Source organism: Kitasatospora sp. NPDC127121 (assembly GCF_042677305.1).
Classification (GTDB): Bacteria; Actinomycetota; Actinomycetes; order Streptomycetales; family Streptomycetaceae; genus Kitasatospora.
This window is the reverse complement of the sequence record NZ_JBHXTQ010000009.1, coordinates 43,617-60,542: the sequence shown is the minus strand read 5'-3', so window position 1 is coordinate 60,542 and position 16,926 is coordinate 43,617. Positions and strand designations below refer to the sequence as shown.

Below are 16,926 nucleotides of genomic sequence, written 5' to 3'. Positions count from 1 at the left end.
TTCCTGTCGTCAAACCGCTGAGGTGGTTGAGGGAATCCTGACACGGTACCGGAGTGTCGACGGCGAGATGCCGTCGTCCCGCGGACAATGTCCGCTCAATCGGGTGGTGCGTTCTTGGAGCGATTGCCACCCGACCGGGGGGAACCAATTCCGGCACCCGCCTTGGCACCCCCGTCCTTCTTGGTGCTGCTTCCCCCGTTGGTCTGGGCGACCGGTGCCGGTGCCTCGAACGCCTCCAGTGCGGACAGCACGTCCTGCACCCTGGAGATCTCGGTGTTGATGTCCTTGCGCCGCCGCACCAGCTCGTCCAGCTCGCGCCGGCCCTCGTCGGTGACCCGCTTCGCCTCGGCCTGCGCCTCGGCGAGCAGCCGCTCGGCCTCCGCCTTCGCCAGCTCGACCTGCTCGTCGGCGCTGCGGTCGGCGTCCTGCAGCCGCTTCTCCGCCTCGGTGGCGGCGTTCTCCAGCCGCTCCTCGGACTCGGCCTCGGCCGACTGGAGCCTGGCCTCGGCCTTGACGATCAGCGCCTCGGCGCGGCTGGTGGAGTCGGAGAGCTTGGTCTCCGCCTCCTTCAGCAGCCCCTCGGCCTTGCGGACGGCCGAGATCCGGACCTTGCTGGCCTCCGCGGACGCCTCCGAGGTGAGCTCGCCCGCGCGGTCCTCGGCGGCCGCGACCAGGGCCGCCGCCCGGTCCTCGGCCTCGGCGACGGTGGCCACCGCCTGCTCCTCGGCCTCGGTCAGCTGCTCCTGAGCGGCCGTCACCAGGGCGTCGACCCGCTCGCCGGCCGACTTCATGGCCGCCGCGTTCTCCTTGCGGGCGCGCTCGTGCAGCGCCTCCACCTCGGCGTCGGTGCGCTCGCGCAACTCTTCGGCGCGCTCGCGGATCGCGGTGGAGTCCCGGCGGGCCTCGGCGAGCAGCGTGTCGGCGTCGGAGCGGCCCTTCTCCACCTCGGCCTGGCCGGCCGCCTCGCCGGCGGCGACCAGCCGGTCGGCCTCCTTGCGGGCGGCGGCGACCATCGCGTCCGCCTGCTCCTCGGCGGCGGCGGTGGTGGCCAGTGCGGTGGTCTGGGCGTCCTCGCCGAGCGACTCGGCATCCGCGAAGGCCTTCTCCAGGACGGAGTTGGCCTGCTCGCGGGTGGCCTTGTCGAACTGCTCGGCGGCCTCCCGGGTCTCCGCGTCGTACGCGTCGGCGCGGCTGTGGGCGGCCGCGTCGTACTCGTCGGCGAGGGTGCGGGTGGCGAGCGCGTACTCCTCGGCCTCGGCGCGCAGGGCGGCGGCCAGCTCCTCGGCGTCGGCGACCAGGCCGGCCGAGCGCTCGTCGGCGGCGGCCATCGTCCGGACGGCCTGGGCCTCGGCGTCCGCGCGCAGCTGCCCGGCGCCCTCCCGGGCCGCGTGCAGCACGGCGTCGGCCTCCGCCCGCAGGTGCTCGTCGTAGGCCTGGGCCTCGGCGCGCTGATGGCCCAACTCGGCCTCGTGGGCCTCGCGTTCGGCGGCCAGTTCGCGGTCGGTCAGCTCGCGTAGGGCGGTGGTCTCGGCGTCGGTGCGGGCGCGCAGTTCGGTGGTCTCGTGGTCGGCGAGGGCCCGCTGCTCGGTGGTCTCGGCGTCGGCGAGTTCGCGCAGGGCGGTGGTCTCGGCGTCGGCGAGGGCCCGCTGCTCGGCGGTCTCGCGCTCGGCCAGCTCGCGTAGTTCGGCGGCGGCCTGCTCGGCCCGGTCGCGGACCTCGGTGGCCTCCCGCTCGGCGGCGGCCTTCCGCTCGGCGATCTGCTCGGCGGCGGCCTCGTGCATGCCGGCCACCGACTGGCGGACCTCGGCGGCCTCCTCCTCGGCGGCCTCGACCAGGGCGGCGCCCTCGACGCCGGCGGCGGCGACCAGCTCCTCGCCGTCGACCCGGGCCTGCTCCAGGACGGCGGTGGCCTCGGCCCGGATGCCGTCGGCGGTGGCGCGGGCCTCGGACAGCTCGCGGCCGGCCTCGGCGCGGACCGTCTCGGCCTGCTCGGCGGCGAACGCCAGCTCGGCGGCGGCCTTCTCCCGTACGGCCTTGGCGTCCCGGGCGGCCTCGGCCCGGCGCTGCTCGGCGGCGCTCCGGGCGCCCTCCAGCAGTTCCTCGGCTTCGGCGCGCAGTTCGGTGACGTGCTGCTCGGTCGCCTCGCGCTTTTCGGTGGTCTCGCGTTCGGCGAGGGCGCGCAGTTCGGTGACGTGCTGTTCGGTCGCCTCGCGCTGTTCGGTCGTCTCGGTGGCGGTGCGTTCGGTGAGTTCGGTGGCGGCCTGTTCGGCCTTGGCCCGGACGTCGGCGGCGTACGCCTCGGCGGCGGTGCGCTGCTCGGTGGTCTCGCGGTCGGCGAGCTCGCGCAGTTCGGCGGTCTCCCGTTCGGCGAGCTCGCGCAGTTCGGCGGTCTCCCGTTCGGCGAGCTCGCGCAGTTCGGTGACGTGCTGTTCGGTCGCCTCGCGCTGTTCGGCGGTCTCGGCGGTGGTGCGTTCGGTGAGTTCGGTGGCGGCCTGTTCGGCCTTGGCCCGGACGTCGGCGGCGTACGCCTCGGCGGCGGTGCGCTGTTCGGCGGTCTCCCGTTCGGCCAGCTCGCGCTGTTCGGTGGTTTCGCGGTCGGCGAGTTCGCGCTGTTCGGCGCTCTCCCGCTCGGCGAGCTCGCGCAGTTCGGCGCTCTCGCGTTCGGCGAGGGCCCGCAGCTCGGTCGCGGTCTGCTCGGCCTGCTCGTGGGCGGCCTGGGCGGCGGCCAGCTGCTCGGCGGTCTCCTCGCGTTCGCGGTGCAGCCCGGCGGCGGCCTCCTCGTGCTCGCGCCGGCTCTCCTCGCGCAGCGTGTTCGCGGCGGCCTCGGCCTCGCTGCGGGTGCGGGCGGCCTCGGCGTCGGCCTCGGTGCGGACGCGCTCGGCGTCGGCCACCGCGGCGTCCCGGACGGCGTTCGCCTCGGCCTGCGCATCGGTGCCGAGGGCGGTCGCGGCGGCGTTCGCCTCGGCCCGGACCCGCTGGTCGAACTCGGTCGCGTCCCGGCGGAGTTCGGCGGTCTCGCGCTCGGCGGCGGCACGGTTCTCGGCGGCCGCGGCCTTGGCGGCGGCGAGGGCGTCCTGGCCCTGCTGCTCGGCGGCGGTGGTGGTCTTCTCGGCCTCGCTACGGGCCCGGGCGAGGGTCTGCTCGGCCCGGCCCTGGGTCTCGGCGGCCTGTTCCTGGGCCTGCGCGCGCAGCCGCTCGATCTCCCCGGCGGCGCCCGCGCGCAGCTCGTCGGAGTCGGCCTTGGCCCTGGTGAGCAGTTCCTCGGCGTTCTTCGCCGACTCCTCGATCTGCACGACGGCCTGGCGGCGGGCCTCGCCGCGCACCCGGTCGGCCTCGGCGGCGGCCTGGGCGCGCAGCTCCTCGGCCTCGGCCCGCAGCCGGGCCGCCTCGTCCTGCATCTGCTCGATCCGCTCGCGGATCGCGGCGGCGTCGTCGAGGGCGGCGTTCTGGGCCTGCTCGACGGCGGCCTGGGCCTGCTCGCGCAGGCGCTGCGCCTCGGCGGCGGCCTCGGTGCGGATCCGCTCGGCCTCGGTGGCGGCCTCGGTGCGGGCGGTCTCGGCGTCCTGGTTGGCCTGGCCGAGCATCTCCTCGGCGGTCTTGGCGGCCTTGGCGAGCTGGACGGTGGCGTCCTTGGCGCCGGTCGCCCGGCCCTCCTCCTCGGCCGCGTGGCGCAGCCGCTGGGCCTCGGCCTCGGCGTGGGCGCGCAGTTCGGCGACGTCCCGGTCGGCCTGGGCGCGCAGTTCGGCGATCGCGGCCTCGGCCTCGGCGCGCAGCTCGCCGGCCACCGATTCGGCGGTGGCCCGCAGCCGTTCGCTCTCCTCGGCGGCGGCGGCCTTGGCGGCCTCCGCCTCGGCCTGCCTGGTGGTGGCCTCGGCGCGGATCGCCTCGGCCTCCTTGGTGGCGTGGGCGACCATCCGGGCGACCTCGGCCCGGGCGGTCTGCGAGCGCTGCTCGTTGGCGGCCTCGCCGTCGGCGGCCTTGCGTTCGGCGGCGGCCTCGGCGTCGGCCTGGAGCTGTTCGGCGGCCTGTTCGGCCTGGGCCCGCAGCTCGGCGGACTCGCGGCGGGTGCGTTCGGCCTCGGCGATCGCCTCGGCACGCAGCCGCTCTATCTCGGCCTGGGCGTGGGCGAGCTGCTGCTCGGCCCGGATCTGCTCGGCGGAGGCCTGCTCCTTGAGCCGGCCGATCTCGCCCTTCGCGACGGCGAGCTGCTGCTCGGCGGCGGCGTGCGCGGCGGCCAGCTGCTGCTGGGCCTCGCCGCGGGCGGCGTCCACGTCGGCGGCGGCCTGGGCGCCGGCCTGCTGGGCGTGCTCGGAGGCGGCGCGCAGCAGACGCTCGGCGTCGCTCTGGGCCCGCTGGATGGCGGCCTCGGCGGCGGCCTGGGCCTCGCCGCGGGCGGCGTCGACGTCGGCGGCGGTCTGGGCGCGGGCCTGGTCGGAGAGCGCGACGGCCTCCGCGCGGGCGGCGGCGACCATGCGCTCGGCCTCGACGCGGGCGTCCTGGAGCAGGCGCTGGGCCTCCTGCTCGGAGCCGGTCCTGGTCTGCTCGGCCCAGCCGTTGACGTGCTGCTCGGCGGTGCGGCGCAGCTCGGTGAGCTCGTCCTCCAGCTGGCGGCGGCGGGCGGTGAGCTCGGCCTCCAGTCGGGCGGTGCGCTCGGCGGCCTCGGCCATGATCCGCTGGGTGGCGGCCTGGGAGTCGCGCAGCTGGCGCTCGGCGTCGGCGCGCAGCTGCTGGGCCTGCATCTCGGCAGTGCGGAGCATCTGCTCGGCCTGGCCGGAGACGGCGTCGAAGGCGCGCGGTTGGGCGAGCATGCGGCGGGATTCGTGCAGCTTGGCCCGGAGCACCTCCACCTGGTAGGCGAGGTCCTCGGCATGCTCGGCTGCCTTGTCCCGCTCCTTTCGAGTCCGACCCATCTCGGCCTCGAACTGGGAGAGGTGATCGTCAACCTCGTAGCGGTCGTTGCCCCGCACTCCGCGGTCCCATCCATCTCCTGGTCGCGTCCTCGACCCGGCCGGTCCAGGGCACCCGTTGTCCGGGTACTGGTCCGACTGGCTCCTTGCATCCGCAGCCGGTGGACGGCCCGCCGGTCAAGCCGGGGCCGCCCGCCGCGGTCGTCGGAGCCCTGGGCGTGGAAGCGCGGTGATGCCGCGTTCCCCCGTCCGGGTGGACTCCTGGGCGAACTCTTGCCTTGTGGAGAATGGTGACAGATCAGTGTTGCGACTGTTCAGCCGTGCCCGCGTTGTGGACTCCCCTGCGACGGGCCGGCCACCGCTGGGTGGACGGGCCTGTCATCGGCCGTGCCCGTCGCCTCCGTCCCCCGGAGCCTTCGCGCACCTGGGCATTGTAGTGGGAGCGCACTGCGGGGGAATGGCCGCGTGGTGGTTTTCCGGCTGTCGGACGAGGTTACTGACGGGTCATGACCGGTGATTCGGGGGTGCCGCCCGGTCGTGGGCGGCACCTGGCGGGGGTCAGTGGGCGTCGTGGAGGCCCGGTTCGGCGGAGGTGACCAGCTCGGTCAGGACGCCGCCGCAGTCCTTGGGGTGCAGGAAGGTGATCCGCGAACCCATCGAGCCGATCCGGGGCTGGTCGTAGAGGACCCGCACGCCCTTGGCCCGGACGGCCTCGGCGTCGCCGTCCACGTCGGCGGTGCCGAAGGCGATGTGGTGCACGCCCTCGCCGTTCTTCTCCAGCCACTTGGCGACGGTCGAGTCGGGCCGGGTGGGCTCCAGCAGCTGGAGGTAGGAGGCGCCGCCGTCGCCGGTGTCGTTGATCTTGAGCATGGCCTCGCGGACGCCCTGCTCCTCGTTGACCTCGGTGTGGAACACCTCGAAGCCGTAGGTGGCGCGGTAGAACTCGACCGTCTTGTCGAGGTCGCGGCAGGCGATGCCGATGTGGTCGATACGGGTCAGCACGGCGACCTCCGGGGGCGGGTTGGGTACCTCGGGAACCAGGTGGCACCAGTGCAGCGCATCGCTGCTGACCGGCGCCAGCGCCGGACGTGCGAGTCTGCTCACACGCCGGGGGTTGCCCCGGGCCGCACGCCGGGGGCTCACCCGGGGCGGGCGCCAGGGTTCACCCGGGCCGCGTTGACACGGTGTTGACTGGAAGGTGCCAGTGCGCTCGATCACACCGTCGCTCCGGTGACGGGCGGGTAACAGGTCAGTACATTGAGCGCATCCTCACCTGGCCACGACGTGCGAAGGGGCTCGTCCCATGACCAACACCACCTCTGTGATCGTTGCCGGTGCGCGGACCCCGATGGGTCGCCTGCTCGGTTCCCTCAAGGGCTTCTCCGGTGCCGACCTCGGCGGCTTCGCGATCAAGGCCGCGCTGGAGCGGGCCGGCATCACGGGTGAGCAGGTCCAGTACGTGATCATGGGCCAGGTGCTGCAGGCCGGCGCCGGCCAGATCCCGGCCCGCCAGGCCGCCGTCCGGGCCGGCATCCCGATGAGCGTCCCGGCGCTCACCATCAACAAGGTCTGCCTCTCCGGCCTGGACGCCATCGCGCTGGCCGACCAGCTGATCCGGGCCGGCGAGTTCGACGTCGTGGTGGCCGGCGGCCAGGAGTCGATGACCAACGCCCCGCACCTGCTGCCGAAGTCCCGCGAGGGCTACAAGTACGGCGCGATCGGGATGCTTGACTCGATGGCCCACGACGGCCTCACCGACGCCTACGAGAACATCCCGATGGGCGAGTCCACCGAGAAGCACAACACCCGGCTGGGCATCGCCCGCGAGGTGCAGGACGAGATCGCCGCGGCCTCCCACCAGCGGGCCGCCAAGGCGCAGGCCGACGGCGTCTTCGACGCCGAGATCACCCCGGTCGCGATCCCGCAGCGCAAGGGCGAGCCGGTGCTGTTCGGCCAGGACGAGGGCATCCGCGCGGACACCACCGTCGAGGGCCTGGCCAAGCTGCGTCCGGCGTTCGCCAAGGACGGCACGATCACGGCCGGCACCTCCTCGCAGATCTCCGACGGCGCCGCCGCGGTGGTCGTGATGAGCAAGGCCAAGGCCGAGGAGCTGGGCCTGAGCTGGATCGCCGAGATCGGCGCGCACGGCAACGTGGCGGGCCCGGACAACTCGCTGCAGTCGCAGCCGTCCAACGCGATCAGGCACGCGCTGGCCAAGGAGGGCCTAGAGGTCTCCGACCTCGACCTGATCGAGATCAACGAGGCGTTCGCGGCCGTCGCCCACCAGTCGACCAAGGACCTGGGCGTCTCCTCGGACATCGTCAACGTCAACGGCGGCGCGATCGCGCTCGGCCACCCGATCGGGATGTCCGGCGCCCGCGTGGTGCTGCACCTGGCGCTGGAGCTCCAGCGGCGCGGCGGCGGGGTCGGCGCGGCCGCGCTGTGCGGCGGCGGCGGCCAGGGCGACGCCCTGATCGTGCGCGTCCCCAAGGACGCCAGCCCGAAGGCCTGATCAGCTGACATGCCTTCGGGGCTGCGGACCGCCACGAGCGGCGCCGCAGCCCCGAAGGCATCCGCGCTAGGAGCTCCCGATGATCGATGTCGCCACGCTGGTCGAACAGGCCCGGGCGGGCCGGCCGCGGGCGGTCGCCCGGCTGATCACGCTGGTCGAGAACGCCGCCCCGCAACTGCGCGAGGCGATGGCCGCGCTCGCGCCGTACACCGGGCAGGCCTACACGGTGGGCCTGACCGGCTCGCCCGGGGTCGGCAAGTCCACCTCCACCTCGGCGCTGGTCTCCGCCTACCGGCGGCTCGGCAAGCGGGTCGGGGTGCTGGCCGTCGACCCGTCCTCGCCGTTCTCCGGCGGCGCGCTGCTCGGCGACCGGGTCCGGATGCAGGACCACGCCACCGACCCCGAGGTGTTCATCCGCTCGATGGCCACCCGCGGCCACCTCGGCGGGCTGTCCTGGACGGCCCCGCAGGCCCTGCGGGTGCTGGACGCGGCCGGCTGCGACGTGATCCTGGTCGAGACCGTCGGGGTGGGCCAGTCCGAGGTGGAGATCGCCGCCCAGGCCGACACCACCGTGGTGCTGCTCGCCCCCGGCATGGGCGACGGCATCCAGGCCGCCAAGGCCGGGATCCTGGAGATCGGCGACGTCTTCGTGGTCAACAAGGCCGACCGGGACGGCGCCGACGCCACCGCGCGCGAGCTCAACCACATGCTCGGCCTCGGCGAGGCCCGCGGGGCGGGGGACTGGCGCCCGCCGATCGTCAAGACCGTCGCCGCCCGCGGCGAGGGCGTCGACGAGCTGGTCGAGGCGCTGGAGAAGCACCGCGCCTGGCTGGAGGAGCACGGCGAACTGGCGGCGCGCCGCCGCCGCCGGGCCTCCGACGAGATCGAGGCGATCGCGCTGGCCGAACTGCGCACCCGGATCGGCGACCTGCGCGGGGACCGCCACCTGGCCGGCCTGGCCGAGCGGGTGGTGGCGGGCGAACTGGACCCGTACGGCGCGGCCGACGAACTCGTGGCCGGCCTCACCCGCGCCTGAGGACGGTGCAGGGCCGGCCCCCGGTGGGGCCGGCCCTGGTGTGCTGGGGGGCGGCGGCGCGTCAGGCACGGCCGCGGAGGCCGCGCAGGTGTTCGGCGACCGGGGCGAGGGCCTCGTACATGGCGTCGAGCTGCTCCTGGGTGAAGCGGTCGATGAAGTGGGCCCGGACGCTGCGCACGTGGTCGGGGGCGACCCGCTGCATGGTGTCCCAGCCGTGCTCGGTGAGGTGGGCGTAGAGGCCGCGGCGGTCGCCGGGACACTCCTGGCGCAGCACCAGGCCGGCGTTCTCCATCCGGGTGATCTGGTGCGAGAGCCGGCTCTTGGACTGGAGGGTGGCGGTGGCGAGGTCGGTCATCCGCATCCGGCGGTCGGGGGCCTCGGAGAGCACGACCAGGATCTCGTAGTCGTTGATCGCCAGGTTGTGCGGCTGGAGTTCGCGGCTGAGCTGGTACTCCAGCAGCTTGGCGACCTCCAGATGGGCGCGCCACATCCGCTGCTCCCTGGCGGTCAGCCAGGGAGTCTCCTCCTCGGGCTGTGACGGAGGGGTGTCCGCAGTGTTGATCGTGTGCGTATCCATGGGCTCAGCATACCCTATTTAGTTCAATATTGTACAAGTTTACAGGCCGAAACGTCGCCCCAGATCGCCCAGATTGCCGAGGCCCGGCACGTTGAGGTTGCCCCCGCCGTGGCCCGACGCCGCCGGCTGGGACGGCACCCCGCCCACCGGCACGCCCGCCTCGGCGTCCACCTGGCCCACCGACCGCTCGGCCATCAGCTTCTCGCTGGACTGCAGCAGCACCTGGCCGGCGCCGATGAACTCGAACTGGTGCTCCTCGCCGGAGGCCCCGCCCAGCCCGGTCAGCCGCCGGATGCCGCCGATCAGCCCGTGCATGTAGTCGTGGTCGTAGTGGTGGCACGGCGCCGGGCAGTCCGCCCAGCCGACCAGCGCCTGCGGGTCCACCCGGATCGGCGGCTCGACGAAGTGCACCGGCCCGTTGGAGGCGGCGACGAACTTCCCGGTGCCGATCAGGGTCAGGAAGCCCGGGATGATCGACTGCTTGAGCCGCAGCGACGGGTCGAAGGCCAGCAGGTTGCCCGAGCGGACGGTCAGGTTGCCGTCGTCCAGGTCGTAGGAGTTGAGGTCGAAGGCCCGGTCGGCCAGCAGCAGCTTGCCGCGGCCCTGGGCGACGACCCAGTCCGCCGCGTGCATCGGCGAGTTGAAGTGCTGGCCGATCACCCGGTCCAGCATGCCGGCGCCGACGCCCTTGAAGGTGATGTCGCCGTAGTAGGCGACCATCTTGCCCTTCTGCAGGAAGTACGAGCCGTTCAGGTCGACCGAGTAGGCGTACGGGTTGACGTTGTCGTTCACAGGCAGGCTGTACGCGTCGTGCACCACCGGGCCGGAGCCGCCGTGCGCGTTCGGCAGCGGGGCCTGCGGGCCGCCGAACTGCTCCTGGGCGTAGGCCTGTTGGGGCTGCTGCGGGGGAGGCGGCGGCGGGTAGCCGCCCTGCTGGGGGTAGCCCTGCTGGGGGTAGCCCTGCGCGGGCGGGTGGCCCTGGCCGGGCGGCGGCGCGTAGCCCGGAGGGGGAGGGGCGGCGAAGCCGGGCTGGGTCGGCTGGTCGTACGGCGACTGCCCGTACGGCGGCTGCGGCGGGTAGGACATCAGAGCTTCTCCTCGCTCGCCTGGACGTACACCGCGCCCTGTCCGGACAGCTCCAGCTGGAAGGCCTCGCCGGAGCCGCGGCCGATCATGTCGCGCCAGCCCAGCGCCGTGGACAGCTTGTTCTGCACCTGGCCACGGTGCGCCACGTACGCCTGCGGGTCGACGTGCACCGGCTGGCCCGGGACGATCGGCAGCTCGAAGACGCCGCCGTGCGCCATCACCGCGACCGAGCCCTTGCCGTCCAGCTGGGTGGTGAACAGGCCCTGGCCGGTGACCTGGCCGCGGACCATGCCCATCACCCCGCCCTGCGAGCCCATGAACATGGTGGACTGGCGCAGCGTGCCCTCGAAGGCCAGCAACCGGTCCGCTTCGACGTACAGGGTGTCGCCGGCCAGGTCGATCACGTGCACGTGGTGGCCGCCGTGGCCGAACATCACCCGGCCCTGGCCCTCGACGGTCATCAGCGGGGTGTCCTCGTTGGCCACCCGGCGGCCGATCATCGACATCACGCCGCCCTGCCCGCCGGTGATGTTCGGCGTGAAGCGGACGTCCCCGGTGTACGCGAGCATCGCGCCGCGCTGGCTGAACAGCCGCTGTCCGGGCAGCACCACGGCCTCGACCATCTTGCCGTTGATCTTCGTGAAGCCCATCAGACGTCGCCCCCGATGGTGACCTTCTCCGACGGCTGCACGTACACCAGGCCCTCTCCGGTGAACTCCACCTGGACGGCCTCGCCGCCGCCCTCGCCGATCACCGTGGTCCAGCCCGCGCCCGACTTCAGGCTGCGGTGCAGGCTGCCGGTGTGCGCCACGTAGGCGCCCGGGTCCACCCGCAGCGGCTGGCCCTGGCCGACCCGCAGGATGATCGCGGGCCCGTTCGAGGTGACGGCGGCCCAGCCGTGGCCCTCCACCTTGGTGGTGAAGAGGCCGTTGCCGGAGGACATGCCGTTGAGTCCGGTGAAGGTGGTGCCGGTGCGCAGCGAGCCCTCCGTGCAGAGCAGGTTGTCCGCCTCGACGAACAGCGTCTCGCCGTTCAGCCGGACCAGGTTGATCTCGGTGGCCTTGTCGGCGAAGTAGCAGGTGCCCTGGCCCTTCACCTCCATGACGGTCATCTGCTCGCCGGTGAGCCGGCGGGCGACCATGCCGCGCAGGCCGTCCCCGCCGCCGGTCAGCTTCTTGAAGCTCATCTGGCCGGTGTAGGCGACCATCGAGCCGTGTCTGGCCTTGACGGCCTCGCCGGCCAACTCGACGGCGAGTACCCGGGATCCCTGGAGTCTGAACTGTGCCACGGCCGCAATCTAGCGGGCGCGGCCGGTGCAGGGGGAGGGGCGGGGGCGGAACTGGTACCGGTCTGCGACAAACGCGCCGGTCACGCCCGCGCGTGCGCCCCCCGAGCGGCGTGCGGGACGGCGCCGGCCGCCTCCTCGACCTCCAGCAGCGAGGCCGAGTGGCGCTCCGCCTCGAAGGCCACCACACCGCCGCGCAGCCCGAACAGCCGCTTGGACAGCATGATCCAGAGCACCGCGGCGATGTTCAGCACCAGCGTGCCGATCTTCACGGCGCTGACGTGCTCGCTCAGCTCGTAGCCCTCCAGCGGCAGGAAGGCGGCGGTGGCCACGACGGTGAGGTACTCGGCCCAGCGCCTGCCCAGCCAGAGGCCGACCGCCTCGACGATCTCGATCAGCGCGTAGGCCACCAGCGCGCCCGCGACGATCAGCAGGGTGCTCTTCCTGTAGTCGAAGGTCTTGCGGATGGTGTCGACGATCGGGGAGTGTTCGAGGTCCCAGTGGAAGTGGTCGGTGACCGGCCGGAAGACCGACAGGTTCTCGTCGAACACCCGGTGCACGGCGTCCTGGCTGTTGGAGAACTTCCAGACGGCCCAGGCCACGATGATGATCAGCAGGCCGCGCAGCACCCGCTCGACGGCGAGGAAGCGCAGGATGAAGAGGTCCCGCAGCGCCTTGCCGCGCGGCACCAGCGGGGCGTCCTGCGCCGGGCCGGAGCCGTGCGGGGCGCCGAGTGCGAAGTCGCCGCAGCGCAGGCAGCGCCAGGCGTCGCCGAGGGCGGTCGCGGCGTGCAGCCGGGCGGCCAGCTCGGGCTCGGTCGGTGCGTAGGTGGTGTGGCCGCGCTTGGCGCAGGTCCTTCGGTCCCAGTCCCGCTTGAACATGTGGTCGCTACCCCCGGTCGTCCGATGTCTACGGCGCCCGGTGCGTCGGGCGCGGGCAGCAGGATAGGGGCAGCGGGTGACGGGCCGGCGCGACCCGCCGGGTTCTGGCGCACAGCTGTGACACGGACACGACGGCCGTGGGGTCGGGCGCGACGGCCGTGGCGCCGGGGCCGGACACGGCGGCTGTGACGTCGGGCACGGTGCCCACCCCGGCCGGGGCTTCGGACAGGTGCTCGGTGATAATGGCCGGAAGGCTTGTGAGTCGCTTCACAAGCAGGTCCGCCGCCGACCCCCGTATTGAGGTACCCATCGTGAACAGCAGCGCCGTCCACCGCCTGCGCCTGGTCTCCGGCCCCGAAGGGGTCTCGTTCATCCTGCTGCTGATCTGCTCCGTGCTGAAGCGGACCACGTCCTTCGACGGCGTCCCGGTGATGGGCATGGTCCACGGGATCCTGTTCATCCTGTACGTCGTCTTCTGGATCCAGGCCTGGCAGGCGCAGAAGTGGGACGCCAAGCGCGGCGTGCTGCTGTTCGTCCTCTCGGTGCTGCCCACCGGCGGCTTCTTCGCCGAGCGGATGCTCGCCAAGGAGGAGCGCGGTGAGCTGAAGCCGGCCACCGCGTAGGGACGCACCCCCACTGCGCGACGGTCGACAGGCTGCCGCGGCCTCCTCTCCCAAAGGGCCGCGGCAGCCTGTCGCCGTTTCTTACCGGGGGTGGCTAGGGGTGGCTAGTTGACGTTGACGCCGCTCCACGCGGCCGCCACGGTCTTGTACTCGGTGCTGGTGGCGCCGTACAGGTCGGTCGCGGCCTTCAGGGTCGCCGTGCGGGCGGCCTTGTAGTTGGTGGTGGAGGTCATGTAGACGGTCAGCGCGCGGTACCAGATCGCGGCCGCCTTGGTCCGGCCGATGCCGGTGACCGTCGAGCCGTTGGAGGTCGGGCTGTTGTAGCTGACCCCGTTGACCACCTTGGCGCCGCTGCCCTCGGACAGCAGGTAGAAGAAGTGGTTGGCGATGCCCGAGGAGTAGTGGACGTCGAGGTTGCCGACGCCCGAGTACCAGGAGTCCGCGGAGCTGCCGTCCTTGGAGGGCTTGTCCATGTAGCGCAGCGGCTTGCCGTTGCCGAAGATGTTGAGCTTCTCGCCGATCAGGTAGTCCGGCGGGTCCGCGGGCAGGTTGGCCGACCACTCGACCATGGTGCCGAAGATGTCGGAGGTGGCCTCGTTGAGGCCGCCGGACTCGCCGGAGTAGTTGAGGTTCGCCGTGGCGGAGGTGACGCCGTGGGTCATCTCGTGGCCGGAGACGTCGATCGCGGTCAGCGGGTTGGTGTTGCCGGAGCCGTCCCCGTACGTCATGCAGAAGCAGGAGTCGTCCCAGAACGCGTTGACGTAGTTGGAGCCGTAGTGGACGCGGCTGGCGGCGCCGACGCCGTTGTTCTTGATGCCGTTGCGGCCGAAGGTGTTCTTGTAGTAGTCCCAGGTGGCCGCGGCGCCGTACTGGGCGTCCACGGCGGCGGACTCGCGGTTGGAGGCCAGGCCGTTGCCCCAGGAGTTGCTGGTCTTGGCGAACAGCGTGCCGTTGCCCGAGGTGGCGCCCTTGAGGTCGGTGGTGGACTGGCCGCCGCGCGTGGCGTCCTTCAGCGAGTAGGTCGAGCCGCTCTGGGTGGTGGTCAGCGTGACGGTGCCGACGTTGACGCCCTTGCCGGTGCCGGTCGCGGTCTGCACCTGCTCGCGGGTGGACAGCACCTCGCCGGTGGCGGCGTCGGTGACGACCTGCTGGCTGCTCGGGGTGCCGTCGGCCCGCTCGCCGCGGACCACCGTGCGGTGGGCCAGCCGCGGCGCGCCGTCGGCCGCCCACACCACCAGCTCGGCCGCGCCCGCGCCGTCGACCCGGCTGAGCGCCGCCTCGTCCTCGTCGGCGGCCGTTCCGACGGTCGCCCGCACCGCGGCGGTGGCCCGCTCGGCCGCCTGCCCGGCGGCGAGGCCCGGGGCCAGGCTCGGCAGCGACAGGCTGCCGTCGAAGGCCCGGTCGACCGAGTCCACCGAGCCGTCGGCGCGCTGGTGGACGACCAGGTCGCCGCCGAGCACCGGCAGGCCGGCGTAGGTCCGCTCGTAGCGCAGGTGGCGTTCGCCGTTGGCGTCCGCGACGACGTCCTTGACCACCAGCCGCTCCTGGCCGCCGAGGGCCAGGGCCTGGGCGACCGGGCTGCTCTGCCCGGCGGCCACCGCGAGCAGCGCCGCGCGCTGCTGCTCCGGCGACGGGGCGGCGGCCTGGGCGGCGGGGACGATGGCGATCTGGATCACGCCGGCGAGCAGGGCGGTGGAGGAGAGTACGGCGCCGGCTGTCAGCTTTCGCTTCACGTGCGGGGGTTCCTTCCACGAAACCGCGTGTGCGCGCGGTTGCGCCGCGTACCGGGGCGCCGGGGTTGGCGCCGTTGGGGCGGTAGGGCGCGGACGTGCTGCTCCCGTGCGGTACCTGACGATCCGTCGATGGGTGGGGGTGGCGGATGTCGGACGGGGCTTGGGCAGAAGCATGACAATCGATGGCAGGAAATGACAGACCACGGACAGGAATTGGCCGGGATCCGCCAGTGCTGGTGCGGATGGTTCGGCTGCCGCCCAGTGCCCGCTACGGGCGGTTCGTCCGGCTGGCGGGACTTCGCCACCCGGGGAGCGGAGCGGGCATGCGGGGGAGGGTAGGCGCGCAAGGGGGTGTGCGGACGTCCGGGACCGCCTTCCGCGGAGGCCCCGGACGTCCTGTCACCGTGCGCCGTACGTCAGTTGACGTTGACGCCGCTCCACGCGGCCGCAACCGCCTTGTACTCGGCGCTGGTGGCGCCGTACAGGTCGGAGGCGGCCTTCAGGGTGCCGGTGCGGGCACTCGCGTAGTTGGTGGTGGAGGTGAAGTAGACGGTCAGCGCGCGGTACCAGATCTGCGCGGCCTTGTCCCGGCCGATGCCGGTGACGGCCGAGCCGTTGGAGGTCGGGCTGTTGTAGCTGAAGCCGTTGATGCTCTTCGCACCGCTGCCCTCGGACAGCAGGTAGAAGAAGTGGTTGGCGATGCCCGAGGAGTAGTGGACGTCGAGGTTGCCGACGCCCGAGTACCAGGAGTCCGCCGAGGCGCCGTCCTTGCTGGGCTTGTCCATGTAGCGCAGCGGGCTGCCGTCGCCGTTCAGGTTGATCAGCTCGCCGATCCAGTAGTTCGGCGGGTTGGAGGGCAGGTTGGCGTAGAACTCGACCATGGTGCCGAAGATGTCGGAGGTGGCCTCGTTGAGGCCGCCGGACTCGCCGGAGTAGTTGAGGTTCGCCGTGGCGGAGGTGACGCCGTGGCTCATCTCGTGGCCGGCCACGTCGATCTCGGTGAGCGGGTGGGTGTTGCCGCTGCCGTCGCCGTAGGACATGCAGAAGCAGGCGTCGCTCCAGAACGCGTTCACGTAGTTGGAGCCGTAGTGCACCCGGCTGGTCGCGCCGACGCCGTTGTTCTTGATGCCGTTGCGGCCGAAGGTGTTCTTGTAGAAGTCCCAGGTGGCGGCCGCGCCGTACTGGGCGTCCACGGCGGCGGACTCGCTGTTGGAGGCCAGGCCGTTGCCGAAGGCGTTGGTCGAGTTGGCGACCAGCGTGCCGGTGCCGGAGGTCTTGTTCTTCAGGTTGACGGTCGACTGGCCGCCGCGGGTGGCGTCCTTCAGCTGGTACGAGGTGCCGCTCTGGGTGGTGGTCAGCGGGACGCTGCCGACGAAGACGCCCTTGCCGGTGCCGGAGGCGGTCTGCACCTGCTCGTGGGTGGACAGCACCTGGCCGGTGGCGGCGTCGGTGACCAGCAGCTGGCTGCTGGGGGTGCCGTCGGCGCGCACGCCCTCGACGGTGGTCCGGTACGCCAGGCGCGGGTTGCCGTCGCTCGCCCAGACCACCAGCTCGGCCTTGCCGGTCTGGTGCACGGCCGCCAGCGGGGACTCGTCCTTGTCCGCGGCGACGCCGACGGTGGCCTGGACGGCGCCGGTGGCCTGCGCGGCGGCCTTGTCGGCCGGGATCTGCGGGGCCAGGCTCGACAGGCTCACCTGTGCGGAGATCGCCTTGTCGACCGACTGCACCGCGCCGCGGGCGTTCTGGTGGACGACCAGGTCGCCGCCGAGCACGGGCAGTCCGGCGTAGGTGCGCTCGAAGCGCAGGTGCCGGGTGCCGTCCTGGTCCACCACGGCGTCCTTCGCCACCAGTTGCTCCTGGCCGCCGAGGGCGAGGGCCTTCGCCAGCGGGCCGGACTGGCCGCCCGCCAGGGCGAGCGCCGCCGCGTGCTGCTCGGCGGCCTGCGCCTGCGCCGCGGGGATCGGGCTGGCCTGGGCGGCGGTGCTCACCTGGACGACGCCGGTGAGCAGGGCGGTGGCGGAGAGTACGGCGACTGCTGCGAGCTTTCGCTTCACGGACGAGTCCTTCCGGGTAACCGCGTGTGGGCGGTCGCGCCTCGTCCCGGGGGCCGGGGTCGGCACCTGAGGGGCGGGACGGGCGCTGACGTGCGGACCCCGTGCGGTCGAGCGGCGAGCCACCGGTGGGTGGGGGTGGTGGCTACCGGACGGGGTTGGCGGAAAGCATGACAATCGAGCAAATCAAATGACAGGTCTTGCTCATGAATTGGCCAAGTCCCGCCAGCCGGAA

The 16,926-nt window shown here is 72.9% G+C and carries 12 protein-coding genes; 3 read left to right on the top strand and 9 right to left on the bottom strand.

From position 1 onward, the window contains the following. Nucleotides 1-95: 95 nt before the first annotated feature. Nucleotides 96-4,967, bottom strand: coding sequence for a hypothetical protein (locus ACFVHI_RS07695; RefSeq protein ID WP_380336725.1), 4,872 nt, complete (start codon nt 4,965-4,967; stop codon nt 96-98). 498 nt (nt 4,968-5,465) lie between these two features. Next, nucleotides 5,466-5,909, bottom strand: coding sequence for a methylmalonyl-CoA epimerase (gene mce, locus ACFVHI_RS07690; RefSeq protein ID WP_363372050.1), 444 nt, complete (start codon nt 5,907-5,909; stop codon nt 5,466-5,468). Between the two features lie 301 nt (nt 5,910-6,210). Between mce and ACFVHI_RS07685 the strand changes: the two genes are divergently transcribed. Together ACFVHI_RS07685 and meaB are read left to right on the top strand one after the other, a co-directional pair. After that, on the top strand, nt 6,211-7,419 hold the full coding sequence (locus ACFVHI_RS07685) for an acetyl-CoA C-acetyltransferase (RefSeq protein ID WP_063347781.1): 1,209 nt from the start codon (nt 6,211-6,213) through the stop codon (nt 7,417-7,419). Nucleotides 7,420-7,498: 79 nt separating this feature from the next. Beyond that, nucleotides 7,499-8,455 (top strand): methylmalonyl Co-A mutase-associated GTPase MeaB, encoded by a 957-nt coding sequence (gene meaB, locus ACFVHI_RS07680; protein ID WP_063347780.1) that lies wholly within the window; start codon nt 7,499-7,501, stop codon nt 8,453-8,455. Nucleotides 8,456-8,516: 61 nt separating this feature from the next. Here the strand turns inward: meaB and ACFVHI_RS07675 are convergent, their stop codons facing one another. The 5 genes from ACFVHI_RS07675 to ACFVHI_RS07655 all read right to left on the bottom strand — a co-directional run bounded on the left by ACFVHI_RS07675 (nt 8,517) and on the right by ACFVHI_RS07655 (nt 12,284). Next, on the bottom strand, nt 8,517-9,032 hold the full coding sequence (locus ACFVHI_RS07675) for a MarR family winged helix-turn-helix transcriptional regulator (RefSeq protein ID WP_079135623.1): 516 nt from the start codon (nt 9,030-9,032) through the stop codon (nt 8,517-8,519). Between the two features lie 39 nt (nt 9,033-9,071). Further along, on the bottom strand, nt 9,072-9,881 hold the full coding sequence (locus ACFVHI_RS07670; protein WP_063351133.1) for an AIM24 family protein: 810 nt from the start codon (nt 9,879-9,881) through the stop codon (nt 9,072-9,074). A gap of 236 nt (nt 9,882-10,117) precedes the next feature. Further along, entirely contained in the window at nt 10,118-10,768 is a 651-nt protein-coding gene (locus ACFVHI_RS07665) for an AIM24 family protein (RefSeq protein ID WP_063347778.1), read from the bottom strand. Then, nucleotides 10,768-11,406, bottom strand: coding sequence for an AIM24 family protein (locus ACFVHI_RS07660; RefSeq protein WP_079135621.1), 639 nt, complete (start codon nt 11,404-11,406; stop codon nt 10,768-10,770). The genes ACFVHI_RS07665 and ACFVHI_RS07660 overlap by 1 nt, the downstream gene beginning before the upstream one ends. Nucleotides 11,407-11,486: 80 nt before the next feature. After that, nucleotides 11,487-12,284 carry a DUF2127 domain-containing protein gene (locus tag ACFVHI_RS07655; protein ID WP_380336718.1) on the bottom strand — a complete coding sequence of 266 codons (798 nt, stop codon included), beginning with the start codon at nt 12,282-12,284 and terminating at the stop codon, nt 11,487-11,489. Between the two features lie 311 nt (nt 12,285-12,595). Here ACFVHI_RS07655 and ACFVHI_RS07650 point away from each other — a divergent pair, with 311 nt between their 5' ends. Then, a complete protein-coding gene (locus ACFVHI_RS07650; RefSeq protein WP_371517107.1) occupies nt 12,596-12,907 on the top strand; it encodes a DUF3817 domain-containing protein in 312 nt (103 codons plus the stop codon). Nucleotides 12,908-13,011: 104 nt separating this feature from the next. On the opposite strand, the gene ACFVHI_RS07645 is transcribed toward ACFVHI_RS07650, so the two are convergent. Next, nucleotides 13,012-14,640, bottom strand: a complete 1,629-nt coding sequence (locus tag ACFVHI_RS07645) for a M4 family metallopeptidase (RefSeq protein WP_380336715.1) — start codon at nt 14,638-14,640, stop codon at nt 13,012-13,014. A gap of 416 nt (nt 14,641-15,056) precedes the next feature. After that, entirely contained in the window at nt 15,057-16,694 is a 1,638-nt protein-coding gene (locus ACFVHI_RS07640; protein ID WP_380336712.1) for a M4 family metallopeptidase, read from the bottom strand. Nucleotides 16,695-16,926: the final 232 nt, after the last annotated feature.